The 19,106-nt window shown below is 64.2% G+C and carries 15 protein-coding genes; 11 read left to right on the top strand and 4 right to left on the bottom strand.

What is annotated here, in order from left to right; all coding sequences use genetic code 11:
* Positions 1-59: 59 nt before the first annotated feature.
* On the bottom strand, positions 60-2,603 hold the full coding sequence (locus VXM67_RS14175) for an excinuclease ABC subunit UvrA (RefSeq protein WP_023380617.1): 2,544 nt from the start codon (positions 2,601-2,603) through the stop codon (positions 60-62).
* Between the two features lie 227 nt (positions 2,604-2,830).
* Here VXM67_RS14175 and VXM67_RS14170 point away from each other — a divergent pair, with 227 nt between their 5' ends.
* The 3 genes from VXM67_RS14170 to VXM67_RS14160 all read left to right on the top strand — a co-directional run bounded on the left by VXM67_RS14170 (position 2,831) and on the right by VXM67_RS14160 (position 6,935).
* On the top strand, positions 2,831-4,378 hold the full coding sequence (locus tag VXM67_RS14170) for an AMP-binding protein (RefSeq protein ID WP_027906936.1): 1,548 nt from the start codon (positions 2,831-2,833) through the stop codon (positions 4,376-4,378).
* Positions 4,379-4,393: 15 nt separating this feature from the next.
* A complete protein-coding gene (locus tag VXM67_RS14165; RefSeq protein WP_023380615.1) occupies positions 4,394-5,557 on the top strand; it encodes an acyl-CoA dehydrogenase family protein in 1,164 nt (387 codons plus the stop codon).
* A gap of 61 nt (positions 5,558-5,618) precedes the next feature.
* Positions 5,619-6,935, top strand: a complete 1,317-nt coding sequence (locus tag VXM67_RS14160) for an MFS transporter (protein WP_367237096.1) — start codon at positions 5,619-5,621, stop codon at positions 6,933-6,935.
* Here the strand turns inward: VXM67_RS14160 and VXM67_RS14155 are convergent.
* On the bottom strand, positions 6,920-7,882 hold the full coding sequence (locus VXM67_RS14155; protein ID WP_367237095.1) for a LysR family transcriptional regulator: 963 nt from the start codon (positions 7,880-7,882) through the stop codon (positions 6,920-6,922). The two genes, VXM67_RS14160 and VXM67_RS14155, sit on opposite strands and share 16 nt — an antisense overlap.
* Positions 7,883-8,031: 149 nt before the next feature.
* Here VXM67_RS14155 and VXM67_RS14150 point away from each other — a divergent pair, with 149 nt between their 5' ends.
* The 3 genes from VXM67_RS14150 to VXM67_RS14140 are packed head-to-tail and all read left to right on the top strand — an operon-like array spanning position 8,032 to position 10,061.
* On the top strand, positions 8,032-9,369 hold the full coding sequence (locus VXM67_RS14150) for a DUF1329 domain-containing protein (RefSeq protein WP_049818714.1): 1,338 nt from the start codon (positions 8,032-8,034) through the stop codon (positions 9,367-9,369).
* A 13-nt stretch (positions 9,370-9,382) separates the two neighbouring features.
* Entirely contained in the window at positions 9,383-9,769 is a 387-nt protein-coding gene (locus tag VXM67_RS14145) for a DUF202 domain-containing protein (RefSeq protein ID WP_023380611.1), read from the top strand.
* Complete coding sequence (locus tag VXM67_RS14140; protein ID WP_104881758.1) at positions 9,762-10,061, top strand: DUF202 domain-containing protein; 300 nt, start codon at positions 9,762-9,764, stop codon at positions 10,059-10,061. Before VXM67_RS14145 ends, VXM67_RS14140 begins: the two co-directional genes overlap by 8 nt.
* Positions 10,062-10,080: 19 nt before the next feature.
* Here VXM67_RS14140 and VXM67_RS14135 read toward each other — a convergent pair whose 3' ends face one another.
* Positions 10,081-12,039, bottom strand: coding sequence for an alkyl sulfatase dimerization domain-containing protein (locus tag VXM67_RS14135; RefSeq protein ID WP_186598852.1), 1,959 nt, complete (start codon positions 12,037-12,039; stop codon positions 10,081-10,083).
* Between the two features lie 101 nt (positions 12,040-12,140).
* Positions 12,141-13,040, bottom strand: a complete 900-nt coding sequence (locus tag VXM67_RS14130) for a LysR family transcriptional regulator (RefSeq protein WP_023380608.1) — start codon at positions 13,038-13,040, stop codon at positions 12,141-12,143.
* Positions 13,041-13,140: 100 nt separating this feature from the next.
* Here VXM67_RS14130 and VXM67_RS14125 point away from each other — a divergent pair, with 100 nt between their 5' ends.
* From VXM67_RS14125 to VXM67_RS14105, 5 genes are read left to right on the top strand one after another with little or no spacing between them, the layout of a single operon-like run.
* On the top strand, positions 13,141-14,379 hold the full coding sequence (locus tag VXM67_RS14125; protein WP_023380607.1) for a 3-hydroxyacyl-CoA dehydrogenase: 1,239 nt from the start codon (positions 13,141-13,143) through the stop codon (positions 14,377-14,379).
* Positions 14,376-16,163: an acyl-CoA dehydrogenase C-terminal domain-containing protein gene (locus VXM67_RS14120; protein WP_023380606.1), complete on the top strand. Its 1,788-nt coding sequence runs from the start codon at positions 14,376-14,378 to the stop codon at positions 16,161-16,163. Before VXM67_RS14125 ends, VXM67_RS14120 begins: the two co-directional genes overlap by 4 nt.
* 41 nt (positions 16,164-16,204) lie before the next feature.
* Positions 16,205-17,368 carry an iron-containing alcohol dehydrogenase gene (locus VXM67_RS14115; RefSeq protein ID WP_023380605.1) on the top strand — a complete coding sequence of 388 codons (1,164 nt, stop codon included), beginning with the start codon at positions 16,205-16,207 and terminating at the stop codon, positions 17,366-17,368.
* A gap of 2 nt (positions 17,369-17,370) precedes the next feature.
* The gene (locus VXM67_RS14110; RefSeq protein WP_027906942.1) at positions 17,371-17,805 is read left to right on the top strand and encodes a thioesterase family protein; all 435 of its coding nucleotides are present in this window, start codon (positions 17,371-17,373) and stop codon (positions 17,803-17,805) included.
* Positions 17,806-17,826: 21 nt separating this feature from the next.
* Complete coding sequence (locus VXM67_RS14105) at positions 17,827-19,011, top strand: acetyl-CoA C-acyltransferase (RefSeq protein ID WP_027906943.1); 1,185 nt, start codon at positions 17,827-17,829, stop codon at positions 19,009-19,011.
* The last annotated feature ends 95 nt before the right edge of the window (positions 19,012-19,106 follow it).

Raw genomic sequence — 19,106 nt, 5'->3', positions numbered from 1 at the left:
GAGGCTAGCCGGGACCGCCGTTAGCCAAGTGATGACTGTAGGTTGGCAAGGCCGGAGTTTCAGACTCTCCTTGCCAGCTCTTGTGCAAGGTACGGTGCAGTACGGCTGCCCTTGACCTGAGCGACGTGGTCGACTGTCCCCGTCGCCACGACCCGGCCACCTGCATGTCCCGCACCCGGCCCGATGTCGATGACCCAGTCAGCCTGTGCAACCACGCGCATGTCGTGCTCGATCACCACTACACTGTTGCCGGCATCGACCAGGCGCTGCAGTTGCGCCATCAGGCGGTCGGCATCGGCTACGTGCAAGCCTGTGGTCGGCTCGTCGAGCACATACAGGGTGCGGCCGCGCTGACTGCGCTGCAGCTCAGTGGCCAACTTGATGCGTTGGGCCTCGCCACCGGACAGCTCGGTGGCCGGTTGACCCAGGCGCAGGTAGCCCAGGCCGATCTCACGCAGGACCTGCAGTGAGCGCAATACGGCCGGTTCATCGGCGAAGCTGTCGCAGGCTTGCTCCACAGTCATGCGCAGCACGTCGGCGATGGTGTGGCCGTTCCAGCGGACAGCGAGGGTTTCTTCGTTGTAACGGGCACCGTGGCAGGTGGGGCAGGGGGCATAGACGCTAGGCATGAACAGCAGCTCGACGCTGACGAAGCCTTCACCTTCGCAGGTATCGCAGCGTCCCTTGGCCACGTTGAACGAAAAGCGTCCGGCGTCGTAGCGGCGCTTGCGTGCCTGCTCGGTGGCGGCGAACAATTTGCGAACCGGGTCGAACAATCCGGTGTAGGTGGCAAGGTTGGAGCGTGGGGTGCGGCCGATTGGCTTTTGGTCCACCTGCACGACACGTTGCACGGCATGCACGTCACCACCGAGGTGGCCGCTGGTGCGTTCGATGATGGTCGGCCCTTCGACGCTGCTGTCGTCGGTGTTCTCTTCCGGTTCGTGCCCCAGGTGAAGCAGCATCAACTCAGGCAAAGCCTGGGCGATCAGGCTCGATTTGCCGGAGCCGGAAATACCCGTGACCGCCGTGAGCACGCCAAGTGGCACGCGGGTATCGACGCCCTGCAGGTTGTGCCGGCGGATCCCCTGTAGCTCCAGCCAACCGGTGGGCGTGCGGGCATGACTGGCGGGGGTGGGCAACTGCTCGAACAGGTAATGGGCAGTGTGGGACTCGGCCACTTCACGCAAACCGGCCGGCGGACCGCTGTACAGCACCCGTCCACCGCGCTCGCCGGCATCGGGGCCGACGTCCACCAACCACTGAGCGCGGCGCATCAACTCAAGGTCGTGCTCGACCACGAATACCGAGTTTCCAGCAACGCGCAGCCGGTCGAGGGCATCGTACAGCGCCTGGCTGTCAGAAGGGTGCAACCCGGCGGAGGGCTCGTCGAGCACATACACCACGCCAAACAGCAAGGCACTCAGTTGCGTGGCCAGGCGCAGGCGCTGAAGCTCGCCGGTCGACAATGTCGGTGTGGCGCGCTCCAGGGTGAGGTAGCCAAGGCCCAGTTGCTGCAGGGTACGCAGGCGCGTCAGCACGCCTTCGGCCAGGCGCTGCGCGGCCAGTTGTTTTTCTGCCGAGCGCGTGAAATGCGCATTGGTCTCGCCCTGGGCGACCGGTTCGAGCAGTGCTGCCACCTGGTCCAGCGGCATCTGCGCCAGGGTGCCGATATCCACTCCACAGAAGGTCACCGACAACGCTTCGGGCTTGAGGCGCTTGCCGGCACAAGCCGGACAGGGGTGGCCTTGCATGAAGCGCGACACGCGCTTTCGCATCAGGGCACTCTGGCTATTGGCGAAGGTATGCAGCACATAGCGCCGGGCGCCGGTGAAGGTGCCCATGTAGCTGGGTTCGAGCTTGCGCTTGAGCGCAATACGGGTTTCGGCGGGTGTGAGTCCGGCGTAAACCGGCACCGTGGGCGACTCTTCAGTGAACAGGATCCAGTCGCGGTCCTTCTGCGGCAGATCCTTCCAGGGCTTGTCGACGTCGTAGCCCAAGGTCACCAGGATGTCGCGCAGGTTCTGCCCGTGCCACGCCGGAGGCCATGCGGCAATCGCCCGGTCACGGATGCTCAGGGATGGGTCGGGGACCAGGGTCGCTTCGGTGACCTGGAAGACATGCCCCAGCCCATGGCACGCCGGGCAGGCACCTTGCGGTGTGTTGGGCGAGAAATCTTCGGCATACAGCATGCTCTGCCCGGGCGGATAGTGGCCCGCGCGGGAGTACATCATCCGCAGCAGGCTGGACAGGTTGGTGACGCTGCCGACCGAGGAGCGGGCATTGCTTGCCCCGCGTTGCTGTTGCAGTGCCACCGCCGGCGGCAAACCATCGATGGCGTCGACATCCGGCACGCCCACCTGGTCGATCAGGCGCCTGGCATAAGGGGCCACGGATTCGAAATAGCGCCGCTGCGCTTCGGCGTACAGGGTGCCGAAGGCCAAGGAAGACTTGCCCGAGCCGGACACGCCGGAAAACACCACCAATGCATCGCGGGGGATGGCGACATCCACCTCCTTGAGGTTGTGTTCACGTGCGCCGCGCACCACCACACAGCCTTCGCTGTCGAGGTGGCTGGGCTTGGTCGATGAAGGAGGGCGGGTCATGGGCGGCTCGGTGTTGGGCAATAGAGGGTACGGTAGCCAATGTCTGGCTTGGCTGCCTACCCCGGAGCGTCATGCAAGGGGCCATAAACACTTCGGCTGGTGTCGTTCGGCGTTTCCAACGCCAGCCAGTCAAATTCGATATGGCCGGCATCGGAATCTGGTATTACATCTGTCCGGCCCGCGCTGTTTAGCATCGTCGACGTCTTCCTGTCGACGAGAACAACAACGTGAACCTTGGAAAGATCATTACCCGCAGTGCCCGCTACTGGCCTGACCACACCGCCGTGGCGGACCGTCAGACGCGCTTGACCTACGCCCAGCTGGAGCACCGTAGCAACCGACTGGCCTCGGGGCTGGGGGCACTGGGTGTGGCCGCCGGTGAACATGTGGCGATCCTGGCAGCCAACCGTGTGGAGTTGGTGGAGGCGGAGGTCGCCCTGTACAAGGCGGCGATGGTCAAGGTGCCGATCAACGCGCGGTTGTCGCTGGATGAAGTGGTGCGGGTGCTGGAAGACGCTTGCAGCGTTGCGCTGATCACCGATGCCACCTTCGCCCGCGCGCTGGCCGAGCGACGCGAGACGTTACCGATGTTGCGCAAGGTTATCGCGCTGGAAGGCGATGACGGTGACCTGCGATACGACGCGCTGCTCGAACTCGGTAGCGAAGCGCCGTTTTGCCGGGACCCTGACGACGATGCGCTGGCGGTGCTGCACTATACCTCGGGTAGCTCCGGTGTGCTGAAGGCGGCCATGCTGTCGTTCGGCAACCGTAAGGCCCTGGTGCGCAAGAGTATCGCCAGCCCCACGCGTCGCTCCGGACCTGATGACGTCATGGCCCACGTAGGGCCGATCACCCATGCCAGCGGTATGCAGATCATGCCGCTGCTGGCAGTCGGCGCATGCAACCTCCTGCTGGACCGTTTTGACGATTCGCTGTTGCTGGAGACCATCCAGCGTGAGCGGGTGACCCGGCTGTTCCTGGTGCCGGCGATGATCAACCGGCTGGTGAACTTCCCTGGTGTCGAGCGCTTCGACCTGTCCAGCCTGAAGCTGGTCATGTATGGCGCTGCCCCCATGGCGCCGGCCCTGGTGAAGAAGGCCATCGAACTGTTCGGGCCGATCCTCGCGCAAGGTTACGGTGCTGGCGAGACCTGTTCGCTGGTGACCGTGCTGACCGAGCAGGACCATCTGGTCGAGGATGGCAATTACCAGCGCCTGGCTTCATGCGGGCGGTGCTATTTCGAGACCGATTTGCGGGTGGTGAACGAGGCCTTCGAGGATGTGGCGCCGGGCGAGGTCGGCGAGATCGTCGTCAAGGGGCCAGACATCATGCAGGGCTACTGGCGTGCGCCGGCGCTCACCGCCGAAGTCATGCGTGACGGCTACTACCTCACCGGCGACCTGGCGACCGTCGATGCCCAGGGCTACGTGTTCATCGTCGACCGCAAGAAGGAGATGATCATCTCCGGTGGGTTCAACGTGTACCCCAGCGAAGTGGAGCAGGTGATCTATGGCTTCCCCGAAGTGTTCGAGGCGGCGGTAGTCGGCGTCCCCGACGAACAGTGGGGCGAAGCGGTGCGCGCGGTGGTGGTGCTCAAGCCTGGGGCACAGCTGGATGCGGCCGAGCTGATCGAGCGCTGCGGCCGCGCCCTGGCCGGATTCAAGAAGCCACGCGGTGTGGATTTCGTCGCCGAACTACCGAAGAACCCCAATGGCAAGGTCGTGCGCCGACTGGTCCGCGAAGCCTACTGGCAACACAGCGAACGTCGTATCTAATCAGGGAGCATCAGCATGTATCAACCAAGTGCAAAGGCTGCGCAGATCATCGAAGCCATCGAAGGTTTCGTCCGCGACCAGGTTCGTCCGCTGGAGCAAGAGGCACAGTTGGACTGGGCACGTCCGCACCCGCAGGCAGTGCTGCGCCAGGTGTGGAAACGCGCCAGTGAACAAGGTCTTTACAAGGTCATGTTGCCAGAAAGCATGGGCGGTGCCGGCCTGAACGTCGCGGACCTGTGCGCGGTGAAGGAGGCCACGGTGCTGACCGGGTCGATGCTCGCGCCGCATGTACTGGGCGAGTTGTCCGGGCCGCCGCGCGTCGGCCACCTGTTCAAAGTAGCCAGCCCTTATCAGGTCGAGACCTTCCTACAGCCAGTGTGCCGCGCCGAAAAAGCCGTGTGTTTCGCCCTGACCGAGGCCGAGGCAGGCTCGGATGCAACGGCCATTCGCACCCAGGCACGGCGTGAAGGCGATCATTATGTGCTCAGCGGCAGCAAGCGCTACATTTCCGGTGCGACCTATGCCGACCTGGCAGTGCTGCTGGCGGTGACCGGTCCGGGGCAGGGCGCCCAGGGGATTTCGGCGTTCTTCGTCGACCTGAAGGCTCGGGGCGTACGTGTCGAGAGCGACTATTCAGTGATGTCCGGCGGCGGAGCCCATGGCGATATCGTGCTGGACGAAGTGCGTGTGCCAGCGGCCAACCTGATCGGTGAGGAGGGGCAGGGCTTCAAGCTTGCCATGGGCCGCATCACCCTCAATCGCTTGCTACATTGCCCAACCCTGCTGGGTATGGCCGGCCTGGCCCTGAACCTGTCGATCGAGCATGCGCGTACGCGCAAGCAGTTCGGCCAGCCGATCGCCATGTTCCAGGCGGTGAACCATATGATCGCCGACATGGCCACCGAACTGCATGCCGCGCGCAGCATGGTGTATGCAACCGCCCAGGTGAACGACGCCGGAGGCGATATTCGCACCCAGGCGCCGATGTGCAAGCTGTTCGTCTCCGAAGCGGCGTTTCGTATCGCCGACAAAGCGGTGCAGGTGCATGGCGGGGCCGGGCTGATGCAGGGCCATCCCGTGGAGTGGATTTTCCGCGCCACGCGGATGATGCGTATCCTCACCGGTACCAGCGAGATCCAACGCAACACCATCGCCAAAGGCGTATTGATGCCTGCGTGACCGTCGGGCCGCCCTTGGGGCGGCCTTGCAACACCCCACAACAAGAACAAGAGTACTTGCCATGACTGCAGATTCTTCGCTGCCCAACCCTCGTACGGCCTGGCTGGTGGCCGTCCTGCTGGCATTGCTGATGCTGGTGAACTTCCTCGACAAGGTGGTGATCGGCCTGGTGGCGGTGCCGATGAGCGCCGAATTGGGCCTGACGGCCACTGAGTTCGGTCTGATCGGTGGCGCTTTGCATTGGTGCTTTGCCGCATCGGCCGTGGTCGGTGGCTTCATGGCCAACCGGCGCCCGACACGGACCTTGCTGTTGGGCATGGGCCTTTTCTGGGCAGTGATACAACTGCCGATGCTGTTCGCCACCTCACTCTGGGCGATCGTTGCCTGCCGCGTGTTGCTGGGCATCGGTGAGGGACCGGCATCACCGGTGGCGACCCATGCGCTGTACAAGTGGTTCCCCAATGACCGACGCAACCTGCCGGTAGCGTTGCTGCATGCCGGTAGTGCCATGGGGCTGCTGGTGGCGGGCGCGATGATCCCCTGGGTCAGCCTGAACTATGGCTGGCGCACCAACTTCATTATCCTTGCGCTGATCGGCCTGGTCTGGTGCCTGCTCTGGTGGCGACTGGGTAAGGAGGGCACCCTCGAGCGCCTGCGTGCCAGCCAACTCAGGGCGGATGACACGGCGATACCGTATCGCAGGTTGTTGAGCGACCCCAGCGTCCTTGGCAACTACCTTTGCCACTTCGCAGCCAACTGGTCGCTGGCCCTGACCTTGACCTGGGTGCCCAGTTACCTGCAGGTCGGCCTGGGTATCGATCCGCTGCAGACGGGGCACATCTTCGTCATGTTCGTGGTGGTGACCACGCCGCTAAGCCTGTTGTTGGCCTGGCTATCGCAGCGTCTGATGCGCCGAGGCATGCCGTCGCGGGTGGCGCGCGGAGTCTTCGTCTCGCTGTGCCTGGTGCTGGGAGGGCTACTGTCGGCATCGTTGATCCTGCCTGGGCTGAGCACTGCGGTACGGGTTGCCGCGCTGACCTTTAGTGGGGGCCTGGCGTTGGTGATGTACTCGGTGGGGCCGGCGATGCTCGCCGAGTTCACCCCGGCGGCCCAGCGTGGCGGCATCCTCGCGATGGGCAATGGTATCGCTTCACTGGCCGGCCTGGCAGCACCGGTGGTGACTGGTCTGCTGGTGCAGGGCGCGGGGGCCGAACACCCGGCCGGTTACGCCCAGGGTTTCCTGGTATGTGGCGCGGTGCTGGTGCTGGCCGGATTGGTTGGCCTGGCGACCTTGAATCCGCAGCGCACGTTACAGCGCTTGCGCGAGCCAGCTGTGGTCAAGCGGGGTGTCCGGGTGCGCTCTCAGACCGCAAGCTGAACACCAAGCACGGACTCCAATGGCTCAGCCTCACACCCAATCAGCTCGCCCCGCCAACGGCCACTGTTGACCAGGTCGACCAACACGCCTCGCACCAGGTCGCGCAGGCAGCCAGCGGCGAACGACAGCGGCTTGTGGCGCGAATGGGCCAAGGCGATGGTGCGGCTGATGCGCGGTTCGACAATGCGTCGCGCCGCCGTGGGTTCAAGCAGTTCACTGAGCGGCGGCCAGTTGCTGATGGTCGCCGCCAGGCCTGCACGCACCAGGCTGGCGATGCCGGGAGCCGATTGCTGTTCATAGGCCGCTGCCAAGGGCACGCCCGCTTCCATGGCTGCCTGCTCGATGCGGCGGCGCAGGTGTAGCGCGCGGGGTGGCAGGACCAACCGGGTGGCCGCCGCTTCGGCCAGGGTGATGGTGTCGGCGGCACCCGGCGCGCTGGCGCCGACCCAGTAGAGGGCCTCGGTGAAGATTGCCTCGGCTTCCACATGCTCGAGCTCCTCGGCGTTGGGCACCACACCAAAATCCACTTTGCCCAGTTCGATGGCCTGGCCACCCTCTCGGCTCAGGCCATCCCACACCGTCAGGGTCACCCCGGGGAAGCGTTGTTCGGCGCGCCTGACGATTTCCGGTAGCAGCAAGTCGGCGGCCGTGGCCGGAATGGAGATGGCCACATGGCCTTTAGGGTCGCCGCGGCTGGATTTCAGCTCGTCCTTGACCGAGTCGAGTTTCTGCACAACCTGGCGGGCCACCTCGTACAACTGGCGCCCGGCGTCGGTCAGGGCAATGCCGTCGTACTGGCGGTCGAGCAACTGCATCTCCAGTTCACTCTCCAGCAGGCCGATCTGCCTGCTCAACGCAGGTTGGGCGATATAGGACCGGCGTGAGGCGGAAGAGAAGCTGCCAGCTTCGACGATGGCGATCAGGTAACGGAGCTGTTTCAAGGTCATTGGAGCGGTTCCAAGGGTATGCCGAACTGATATGGCACGTATCCGAACACGTTATTTGTGGGGTTCGAAGCGCGGCTCCTAGTATCACCCCGAAAGGGCAGGCCAAGGCAAGCCCGGTCAGGTCCGGTAAATACAAGAGGCCACGCGATATGAAATCTTTAGCACTGCTGCGCTGCATCCTGCTCGTCCACGCCAGCCTGTTGGCCCCGCACCTGGGGGCGACACCGATGACCGAGGAACTGACACCCGTGGGCGCCGAACGAGGGCCTACCCGCGATGGCAGTGTCCCGGCATGGACTGGCGGATTGCAAGCGGGTCAGGTATCGCTGTCGGTCAACGGTACGCCACTGGATCCCTACGCCGATGAGCAGCCGCTGTACGTCATCACCGCGCAGAACTACCAGCGCTATCGTCAGCAGCTCACGGATGGACAAGTGGCCTTGATCGAGCGTTATCCCCAGTCGTTTCGCCTACCTGTCTACCCGTCGCATCGCAGTGTCGCGGTGTCGACCCAAGTGGCCGAGTGGGCGCGGCACAACGCTACCAGCGTTCATTTGACCAACGATGGCAATGGCTTGCAGGGCTTTGCCGGAGTGCTCGCATTTCCGCAGCCGAGCAACGGCCTGCAAGTGCTATGGAATCACCTCACGCGACCGCGAAATGGCAGCTACAGCCTGGCCTCGGACAGTGTCACCCCACGGGGAGACGGACGCTTCGTCACGATGAGCATGCAACAGACCTTCGCCCGACCCGATGTACTGGCCGAAGGTCGGACCGGTAACGTGTTGTACTACCTGAGCTACCGCCTGACCGCGCCGTCGCGCCTGGCCGGCGACGCCGTGGTGCTGCACGAAACCCTCGACCAGGTGGCGCAGCCGCGCTTGTCGTGGTTGTACAGCAGCAGCCAGCGGCGGGTTCGTCGCGCACCGGCGCTGGCCTATGACAGCATCACCCCGGGCACTGCCGGCCTGCGAACCGCCGACAGCCGGGATATGTTCAACGGCGCTCCAGACCTCTATGAATGGACTTTGGTCGGTAAGAAGACCCTGCACGTGCCCTATAACAGCTATCGCCTGGCATCGCCGCTGGTCGGTTATGCAGCACTGGTCGGCCCAGGCCATGTCACCCCGCAGTTGACCCGTTACGAGCTGCACCGGGTCTGGGAACTGGTGGGCACCCTGAAGCCGGGGGCGAAGCATATCTATGCGAGCCGTCGCTACTACCTGGACGAGGACAGCTGGGCCATCGTCGAGGCGGACTTCTACGATCGCCAGGGAAAGCTTTGGCGTACGGCCCAGGCCCACAGCTATTACCACGTGGCGGGGCAGTCACTGGTCAACGCCATGGAGGCGATCTACGACCTACGCAGTGGCCGCTACCAGCTCTCAGGCCTGACCAACGAGCAACCCAGGCCCTTCGCCTTCAATGTACGCACCAGTGCATCTTACTTCTCACCCGGCGCACTGCGTAGCCAGGGGCTGCGCTGAAAAAGGACCCTAGATGAATCCTGATCATCGTCACCGTACGTGGGAACGCTGGTTGCTGGGGCAGGGCAAGCCTCCCGACCCGCGCTTTACCCTGGCCAATGAGCGCACCTTTCTTGCGTGGATCCGCACAGCCCTGGCGTTGCTCGGCGGGGCCATTGCCATCGAGACATTCGCTGCTCACGCCTGGCCCCAGCCGGGTCGGGTGGCGATGGAAATGGCACTGCTGGCAGCCAGCTTGCTGGTAAGCCTGGGCGCTGGCTGGCGCTGGTTAACGGTGGAACGCGCACTGCGTTGCGAAGCGCCATTGCCGTTACCTCGGCTGGTACCGCTGCTGAGCATCGCATGCGCGCTGGCCAGCATTGCGCTGGTAGAGGCGTTGTGGGGGCGTTGGCATGGTTGATTGCAGTGTCGACCAGGGACTGCAGGCAGAACGCACGGTGCTGGCCTGGCGGCGTACCCAAGTCTCATTGCTGCTAGTGGCATGCCTGGCCTGGCGCGGCGAAATGCTCGCCATTGCGGGCATGGGCGTGCTGCTGGCGTTGCTGGGGCGGGTGCGGGAGCAGGGGATCTACCGCCGAGGACTGGGCATGTTGTGCAGCGAGCAAGGACGCGCAGGCGCCTGCATCGTGCCGCTCTGTGCCATAGGGGTGGCGCTGCTGGTGCTGTGTGTGTGGTTGCGCCGCTCAATCTAGAGCGGCGCTGTCGAGTCAATCAGGGCGTGACGATGTTGAAGCGCCCATCTGGTTCGTCCAACTGCGCCATGAAGCGCATGAATTTCTCCCGCTCGCCGCTGATGACGATGCCACCTGACTTGGTTTCCTTGAGGAAACCGGTCTGCTTGAGTGCGATGAGGTCCAAGGTGGCCTTGCTCATCGACACTTGCACATCCGCCTTGGCGTGTTGCGTATGGTCGCGGTGGGTAAGCACGCCATTGCGCAGGGTCAGGGCATAGGACTCGTTCATGTCGGTGAAGCGCCAGTTGATGGTCAGGTCCTGCGCGGCAGCTTTGGCTGCATCGACACGCACGCCCAGGTAGTCGAAGAACAGCGATGGGGTCAGCGCTCGCACCAGGTCATCGGCGCTACCGCCCTTACTGGCGGTGGTTGCCACACCGTTACGCAGTTCCTGCGCGCCGGTCAGGTAGGCGTTGCGCCAGGTGGCGTTTTCGCTTTGATAGCCCAGTTGCTCCAGTGCGTCGGCTTGCAGCTCGCGCGCGGCGCGATGGTCCGGCTGGGCGAAAATCAGGTGGCGGGTAAGCTCTGCTACCCAGCGGTAGTCGCCGTTGTCATACGCTTGCTTGGCCAAGGTCAGCACTCGCTCGGCACCGCCGAGGGCCTTGACGTAATGTTCGCCAGTCTCGCGTGGCGGCAGCGGGTTCAGCGTCGCCGGGTTGCCATCGTAGAAGCCCATGTAGCGCTGGTAAACCGCACGCACGTTATGGCTGAGCGAGCCGTAATAGTCGCGGCTGTACCATTTGCTGGCCAGCCGAGGCGGCAGCGAGGTCAGTTCGGCGGCGATCTCGGTGGGGCCAAGGCCCCGGTTGATCAGGCGCAGGGTCTGGCTGTCGATGAAGGCATACATGTCGCGCTGGTCGGCCAGGTACTCGCGGATCGCCTCACCACCCCAGGTCGGCCAGTGGTGCTGGGCGAAGACCACTTCGGCCTGGTTGCCGTAGCGCAACAGCGATTGATCCAGGTAGTACGCCCAGACCTTGGCATCGCGCACCTGGGCGCCGCGCAAGGTCAGCACGTTGTGCTGCACGTGGGAGGCGTTCTCGGCCATGCACAGGGCTTTGAACGTGGGGAACCACAGGTTCATTTCGGCAGGTGCCTCGGTGCCGGGCGTGAGCTGGAACTCAATATCGACACCATCGATGCGCAGCGTCTCGATGGGTTTTTCGATCAGCCGCGTAGGGGCGATCAGGCTGACCGTGGCATTGGCCGGTACACCCTTGCCAAGGCCAGCGTCCACTTGGCCGCGCGGCCCGCGTGGCAGCGGTGCGCCATACATGTACTGCGCTCGTCGCTTCATTGCAGGCCCCGCCAACACGTTTTCGCTGATGGCATGCTCGAAGAAGCCCTGCGGGGCGATGACCTGAACCTTCCCGGCCTTGACGTCGGCCTCGTCGATCACGCCGCGCACTCCGCCGAAGTGATCGACGTGGGGATGGGTGTAGATCACCGCCACCACCGGACGCTGCGGGCGATGCCGGAAGTACATCGCCAGCCCGGCCTTGGCAGTCTCGACCGACAGCAGCGGGTCCATGACGATCAGGCCGTGCTCGCCTTCGATCAGGGTCATGTTGGCCAGGTCAAGGCCACGTACCTGGTAGATGCCCTCGGTGACCTTGAACAAGCCTGCGATGGTATTGAGCTGGGCGATACGCCACAGGCTCGGGTTGACCGTGGCCGGTGCCTCGCCGTTGAGAAATGCATAGCGCTGCAGGTCCCAGACGGTTTTGCCATCGGCAGTGACTACGGCTTGGTCCACGGCTTCGAGCAAGCCGCGGCGAGCATCGGCGAAGTCGTTACGGTCGGCGAACGGCAGGCGTTGAAGCCATTGCTGATTACTCTGGCGGGTGAGGTCGGTAGCGTCCTTGCCGGGCGAATCGGCGTGCGCGGTAAAGGGCAGAGCGATGGCCAGCAGGTAGGGCAGAGATCGTAGGCGCATGGGGCATTCCTTGTTGTTTTGAGGGCGACCACTCTAAGGACAGAGCTTGGCGCCTAACCAATACCTCTGCTGTATGCCCTGCCATGCCCGGATGCGATGGCTCAGCCGGCGCGTATGTCCATGATACGGGCCACCAGCCAGGCCAACGCCGGATCGTGCTGGCGGTGGGCAAGGTACACCAGCTCCAGCTGGAACGGTTCCAGGGCGAAGGGCAGGTCGAATACCTGCAGCGGCAGCAACTGGGCGAAATGGCGCGCCAGCGCGGTGGGCAATACCACACACAAGTCAGAACTGGCGGCAAGGTGTGCGGCTTGCAGATAGTTGGGTGTGGTGTAGACGATACGCCGGGCTAGACCCTGCTCGCCCAGCCACTGATCGACCATGCCACGGGTCTGGCCGCCGTGCACCCAAAGATGACGCAAGCCCAGGAAAGTCTGCAGGTCGAGTGCGCCATCGACGTCGGGGTGTCCCTGGCGTACTGCCACATGCAGGGTCTCGCTGCGCCAGTGGCGTCGCTCATAGCGTGCCGGCACTTCGTCGAAGCGCCCCAGTACCAGGTCCAGTTCACCCCGGTCGAGGGCTTCGGCCGGCAGGTTGGGCGCCAGATGCACGACATCCACGCGCAGGTGGGGGGCCTGGTTGTGCAAGGTGGTCAATAACCCGGGCATGCATAGCTGTTCGGCAAAGTCGGTGAGGGCGATGCGCAGCTGCCGGTGGCTCACCGATGGCGTGAAGCTGTCTCCGCCGCCAAGGGTCTGCTCTATCTGTTGTAAGGCCGCACGGATCGGGCCCTCCAAGGCCAGCGCGCGCGGGGTAGGCCGCATTCGTCGGCCAACCCGTACCAGCAATGGGTCATCGAGCAGGTCGCGCAAGCGGGCCAGTGCGTTGCTCACCGTGGGCTGGGTCAGGGCCAGGCGCTCGGCGGCGCGAGACACATTTTGCTCGCGCAGCAGCATGTCTAGCACGCGCAACAAGTTGAGATCGAAGTTGCCAATATTCATGCGAAAAATACATGGGATGGAAAATGAAAATTTCAAAAATAGTAGGCGCCTGACTAGGGTGGGGGCAATGCCTTCACACTGAGAATCAGGAGCGTCATGCGTGAATACTCCCTATAACGTTGAGCAGACGGCGGTGATTGGTGCCGGGACGATGGGTCGCGGCATTGTCATCAGCCTGGCCCGTGCAGGGCTGCCCGTGTTGTGGCTGGATAACGACCCGCGCGCCACGGAGACGGGCCTGGCGATGCTCAAGCAGACTTGGGCGCAGCAGGTTGCCAAGGGTCGCATCGACCAGGCAGAGGCCGATGCCTGCCTGGCGCGCGTGAGCCAGGTAACCACCTATGCAGACCTCGCCCAGGTCGACCTGGTGATCGAAGCGGTGTACGAGAACCTTGCCCTCAAGCAGGAGATTTTTCGCACGCTGGACGATACCCTCAAAGCTGAAGCAATCCTGGCCAGCAATACCTCGGCGCTGGACATAGACGCGATCGCTGCCGTGACCCAGCGACCTGAGCAGGTACTGGGGCTGCATTTCTTCAGCCCGGCGCACGTGATGAAGCTGTTGGAAGTGGTACGTGGTCAGCGCACATCGCCTGCCGTGCTCGATGCGGCCCAGGCCCTGGGGCAGCGGATGGGCAAGGAAGTCGTGGTGGCTGGCAACTGTCCGGGTTTCATCGGCAACCGCATGCTTGCCACCTATGTCGCCGAGGCCCGCAAACTACTGCTGGAAGGTGCGACGCCAAGGCAGGTGGACGAGGCGCTGCAAGCCTTCGGCATGGCCATGGGGCCGTTCCGCATGTACGACGTGGTTGGCATCGACCTGGAGTGGCGTGCCCGCCAGCTGGCCGGCGTAGGAATGGAGGCCCCCCTGGCCCAGGTCGACAATGCCCTGTGTGCGCTGGGTCGCTTCGGACAGAAGACGGGTAAGGGTTACTATCGTTACGCCCCTGGAAGCCGAGAAGCCGTGCACGACCCCGAGGTCGATGCGCTGGTGCTCAAGGTTGCCCACGACCTGGGCGTGCGCCCGCGTGAGATCGGCGAAGCAGAGATCCGCGAGCGATGCCTGCTGGCACTGGTCAATGAAGGTGCGAAGATCCTCGAGGAGTCGGTTGCCAGTTGCAGCGATGACATCGACCGCGTCTACCTGCATGGCTATGGATTCCCGGCGGATATCGGTGGGCCCATGCGCTGGGCCGACCAACAGGGACTGGGGTCGTTGCTGGGGCGCCTGGAGCGTCTGCAAGGCCTGTTCGGCGAGCACTGGCGCCCGTCTGGGTTGCTGATGCGTCTGGCGGCCGAGGGTAAGCCGTTGGCCAATGTCCGCGAGGGCCGCGCATGAACTACCTGGCCCCCCTGCGTGACATGCAGTTCGTCCTGCACGAAGTCTTCGACGTGACGGCCCATTGCGCCCGCTTGGGCAATGAGCTGGACCGTGAAACCATCGACGGCATTCTCGATCAAGGTGCGCGCTTTGCCAGCGAGGTGGTGGCACCGCTCAATCGCCAAGGCGACGAGCAGGGCTGTCGCCTCGAACAGGGCCGTGTAATCACGCCCGATGGCTTCCGCGATGCCTACCAACAGTACGTGGAACAGGGCTGGGGCGGTATGACCGGCTCGCTGGAATACGGCGGGCAAGGCTTGCCGCAGATGGTCTCGGCATGCTTTCACGAAATGCTGATGAGCGCCTCGTTGTCTTTCCGGATCTATTCCGGTCTGACCGAGGGGGCAGCCTTGGCCGTGCACCGGCATGGCAGCGACGCTCTCAAGCGTGATTACCTGGGCAAGCTGGTCAGCGGTGAATGGACCGGCACCATGTGCCTGACCGAGCCCCAAGCAGGCACCGACCTGGCGTTGCTGCGCACTCGGGCCGAGCCGCACGGCGATGGCAGCTATCGCATCAGCGGCAGCAAGATTTTCATCAGCGGCGGCGATCAGGACCTGACCGACAACATCGTCCACCTGGTGTTGGCACGCCTTCCGGATGCGCCCGTCGGGGTTCGCGGCATCAGCTTGTTCCTGGTGCCGAAGTTCGTGTGCTCAGCCGAGGGTGGACTGGGCACGCGCAACGCGCTCGAATGCGGCGCGTTGGAACACAAAATGGGTATCAAGGGCGCGTCCACCTGCGTGATGAACTTCGACGGCGCCCGTGGCTGGCTGGTGGGCGAAGCCAACCAGGGCCTGGCCTGTATGTTCACCATGATGAACGACGCGCGCTTCCAGGTCGGCCTACAAGGTCTGGGCATTGCCGAGGCGGCCTTCCAGGGCGGCCTGGCGTATGCCCGTGAGCGTCTTCAGTCGCGCAGCCTCGTAGGGCCGCAGGCGCCCGAACTCAGTGCCGACCCCATCATCTGCCACCCTGACGTGCGGCGCATGCTGCTGACCCAGAAAACCCTCAGCGAAGGATGCCGCATGTTGGCGGCTTTCGCGGCGCAGGCGCTCGACCTGGAGCATGGTGGCGAGCAGCCAGAGGACCGGGCCGCCGCCGGCCGGCAGGCGGCACTGTTGATCCCCATCGTGAAGGCATTTCTCACCGACGTCGGCCAGGAGGTCGCCAGTCTTGGCGTGCAGCTCTATGGCGGGCATGGCTACATCCGCGAATGGGGCATGGAGCAACTGATGCGCGACAGCCGAATCACCCAGCTGTACGAGGGCACCAATGGCATCCAAGCCCTGGATCTGGTTCGGCGCAAGGTATTGGCCGACGGCGGCGAGCAGCTGTGGCTGTTGATCGATCAGCTACTTGCGGCGGCGCGCCAATGCCACGCAAAAGAACTGGTGGGCATGTCCGAGGCGGTGATCCAGCGTCTACAAGAGTGGCGCAACCTGAGCGCTGAAGTGCTCGATGCCTGCCGCTGCGACCCTCAGGAGATCGGTGCAGTGTCGGTGGACTTCCTCGCCTATTCAGGCTACGTGCTGCTGGCAGCGCTGTGGCTCCGGGCAGCCGAGCGCGCAAGCGCTGCCTTGGCTGCAGGTAGCGGCGACGGCGCGTTCTACCAGGCGAAATTGCATGCGGCGGCTTTCTACTGGCGGCGGATATTGCCGCGCGCCAGTGCCCACTGCGAGGCGTTGCGTGGCGGTGCTCAGTGCCTGATGAGCTTGGATGAAGCGCATTTCGCCTTCTGACCGGTTTGCCGTTCCCCTACAAGAACAAAAGGAATTCGGACATGCAGCCATTCAGTTTTGCCACCACCCCCCACCTGTTGTGCGAAGTCGGCGCCGCGGGGCGCCTTGCCCAGTTGTGTCAGCAACGCGGCGCGCGTCGTGTGTTGATCGTGACCGACCCGGGCATCACAAGCCTGGGCATGCTCGATGACCTGTTGCCCGGCTTCACCCAGGCGAACCTGAGCGCGGCGATTTTCAGTGAAGTCAGTGCCGACCCCAGTCATGCCTGCGTACTGGCAGCGGTCGGTCGTGCCCGCCACATCGGGGCCGAGCTGATCGTCGGCTTTGGCGGCGGCAGCTCCATGGATGTCGCCAAGCTGGTTGCGCTGCTGGCGCACCCTGACTGCGAGCAAAGCCTGGAAGCGGTCTACGGCATCAACCAAGCCAAGGGCCAGCGTCTGCCCCTGATCCAGGTCCCTACCACCGCCGGTACCGGTTCGGAGGTAACGCCCATCGCCGTGATCACCACTGGCGAGTCGGCGAAGATGGCGGTGATTTCGCCGCTGTTGCTGCCTGACCTGGCATTGCTGGACGCTGAGCGCACGTTGGGCCTGCCACCGGCGATCACCGCCGCCACGGGTATCGACGCGATGGTCCACGCCATCGAAGCCTCTACCAGCCAGTTCAAGCGCAATCCAATGTCGAGCCTGTTGGCCCGCGAGGCCCTGGCGCTGCTGGCGCGCAACCTCGACCAGGCGGTGCACAACGGCGGCAATCTACAGGCGCGCCAGGCCATGCTGCTGGGCGCCTGCCTGGCCGGCCAGGCGTTCGCCAATGCCCCGGTGGCGGCGGTGCATGCGCTCGCTTACCCGCTAGGGGCGCGTTATCACGTACCACACGGGCTGGCCAATGCCTTGGTACTGCCTCACGTCATGCGCTACAACCGGCGCGAGGCGTTCGCCGACTACGCGGCGTTGGCTCCAGCACTGTTGGGCGAGCGATTGCTGCCGGGTGATCCGCACGAACTGTGCTGCCAGTTCATCGATGAACTGGAGAAACTTGCGCCGCGCTGCGGCCTGCCCAGCCGGCTGCGTGACGTTGGCGTACCGCGGCACAGTCTGCAGCTGCTTGCCGAGGACGCCATGCAGCAACAACGGTTGCTGGTCAACAACCCGCGCAAGGTGACCCTTGCCGACGCCCTTGCCCTTTACCAGGCGGCGTTCTGAACATGGCCAGGGAGCGCCCGCTGCGCGGCGCCTACCGTCACTTCCAGCCGATCAGCACGCGCTGGCATGACAATGACCTGTATGGGCATGTGAACAACGTCATCTACTACAGCTATTTCGACAGCGCCGTGAACACTTGGCTGATCGAGCATGCCGGCCTGGACGTTCACAGCGACCCAGTTGTGGCCTATGTGGCCGGTTCGGCGTGCGACTACTACGCCTCCGTTGCGTTTCCGCAGCGCATCGAGGTGGGTATCGCCATCGACAAGCTGGGTAACAGTTCGGTGCAGTACGCGCTGGCCGTGTTCGTCGAGGGCCAACCCCAAGCCTGTGCTGCCGGTCGTTTTACCCATGTTTTCGTTGACCGCCGCGACCACCGGCCGGTCCCCATTCCCGCCAAACTGCGCAGCGCGTTCGAACGCTTGCTGCCGGCGTAATTGCACAAGGAGAGCTGTTTCATGCAAGACGTAGTCATCGTATCCACGGCGCGTACGCCTATCGCCAAAGCCTGGCGGGGCGCCTTCAACGACCTCACTACACCAAGCATGAGTGCCATCGCCATCCGTGCGGCGGTCGAGCGCGCCGGCATAGAACCGCAAGAGGTGGAGGACCTGGTGCTCGGCACCGCCATGCAAAGCGGCACTGCCGCGATCAACCCGGCGCGCCTGTCGGCGTTGGCGGCCGGCTTGCCGCTGTCGGTGGCCGGGCAGACCATCGATCGCCAATGCGCCTCGGGGTTGATGGCCATCGCCATCGGCGCCCAGCAGATTCGCAGCGAGGGTATGCAGGTGGTGGTCGGGGCAGGGCAAGAGCAGATCAGCCTGGTGCAGCAGGCGCACATGCAGGCTGCCAACGCTGCGCAAGATGCCACGGTGCGGCGCATGTGCGAGCACGCCTATATGCCCATGTTGCAAACGGCTGAGCGTGTGGCACAGAAGTACGGCATCGACCGTGAGGCGCAGGACCGCTACGCCTTGCTGTCGCAGCAGCGCACGGCTGCCGCGCAACACGCTGGACTCTTCGCCGACGAGATCGTTGCGGTGACCGCTCAGCGCAAGCTGGTGGATCCGGATACCGGCATCCAGACTCATCAACTCGTGCATCTGACCCAGGACGAAGGCAACCGGCCCCACACGCAATTGGCGGACTTGCAGGCGCTGCGTCCGGTGATCGAGGGCGGCTGTGTGACTGCCGGTAACGCCAGCCAGTTGTCCGACGGCGCCAGTGCATGCGTGCTCATGAGCGGTGACCGCGCGGCCCGACTGGGGCAACGGCCGCTGGGGCTGTACCGAGGGATGGCGGTGGTCGGCCTGGCACCGGAGGAAATGGGCATTGGGCCTGTACTGGCGATACCGCGCCTGTTGGCTCGGCACGGCTTGCGGGTGCAAGACATCGGCCTGTGGGAGCTCAACGAGGCATTCGCCTGCCAGGTGCTGTATTGCGCCGAGCAGTTGGACATCGACCCAGCACGCCTGAACGTCAACGGCGGCGCCATCGCCATCGGGCACCCGTATGGCATGAGCGGTGCACGCATGGTCGGCCATGCCTTGCTCGAAGGCCGCCGGCGCAACGTGCGCTACGTAGTGATCAGCATGTGTGTTGGCGGAGGCATGGGCGCGGCCGGATTGTTCGAGGTGCTTTGAACGCGCCCACCAGCCATAACGAACCGGCATGGCACTGATCCGAAGACGCTATTTGTGACCGCCGCGCCACCTCACTAATAATCTTCCCACTACTA

It is taken from the genome of Pseudomonas sp. Rh2 (genome assembly GCF_040762985.1).
Classification (GTDB): domain Bacteria; phylum Pseudomonadota; class Gammaproteobacteria; order Pseudomonadales; family Pseudomonadaceae; genus Aquipseudomonas; species Aquipseudomonas taiwanensis.
The sequence above is the reverse complement of the archived record's forward strand: the minus strand, read 5'-3'. Positions and strand labels throughout refer to the sequence as shown.

Excerpts from the sequence above, each read along its gene's own strand:
- VXM67_RS14175 (WP_023380617.1), bottom strand. The coding sequence starts at position 2,603 with ATGACCCGCCCTCCTTCATCGACCAAGCCCAGCCACCTCGACAGCGAA.
- VXM67_RS14165 (WP_023380615.1), top strand. The coding sequence starts at position 4,394 with ATGTATCAACCAAGTGCAAAGGCTGCGCAGATCATCGAAGCCATCGAA.
- VXM67_RS14160 (WP_367237096.1), top strand. The coding sequence starts at position 5,619 with ATGACTGCAGATTCTTCGCTGCCCAACCCTCGTACGGCCTGGCTGGTG.
- VXM67_RS14155 (WP_367237095.1), bottom strand. The coding sequence starts at position 7,882 with ATGACCTTGAAACAGCTCCGTTACCTGATCGCCATCGTCGAAGCTGGC.
- VXM67_RS14150 (WP_049818714.1), top strand. The coding sequence starts at position 8,032 with ATGAAATCTTTAGCACTGCTGCGCTGCATCCTGCTCGTCCACGCCAGC.
- VXM67_RS14145 (WP_023380611.1), top strand. The coding sequence starts at position 9,383 with ATGAATCCTGATCATCGTCACCGTACGTGGGAACGCTGGTTGCTGGGG.
- VXM67_RS14140 (WP_104881758.1), top strand. The coding sequence starts at position 9,762 with ATGGTTGATTGCAGTGTCGACCAGGGACTGCAGGCAGAACGCACGGTG.
- VXM67_RS14135 (WP_186598852.1), bottom strand. The coding sequence starts at position 12,039 with ATGCGCCTACGATCTCTGCCCTACCTGCTGGCCATCGCTCTGCCCTTT.
- VXM67_RS14130 (WP_023380608.1), bottom strand. The coding sequence starts at position 13,040 with ATGAATATTGGCAACTTCGATCTCAACTTGTTGCGCGTGCTAGACATG.
- VXM67_RS14120 (WP_023380606.1), top strand. The coding sequence starts at position 14,376 with ATGAACTACCTGGCCCCCCTGCGTGACATGCAGTTCGTCCTGCACGAA.
- VXM67_RS14115 (WP_023380605.1), top strand. The coding sequence starts at position 16,205 with ATGCAGCCATTCAGTTTTGCCACCACCCCCCACCTGTTGTGCGAAGTC.
- VXM67_RS14110 (WP_027906942.1), top strand. The coding sequence starts at position 17,371 with ATGGCCAGGGAGCGCCCGCTGCGCGGCGCCTACCGTCACTTCCAGCCG.
- VXM67_RS14105 (WP_027906943.1), top strand. The coding sequence starts at position 17,827 with ATGCAAGACGTAGTCATCGTATCCACGGCGCGTACGCCTATCGCCAAA.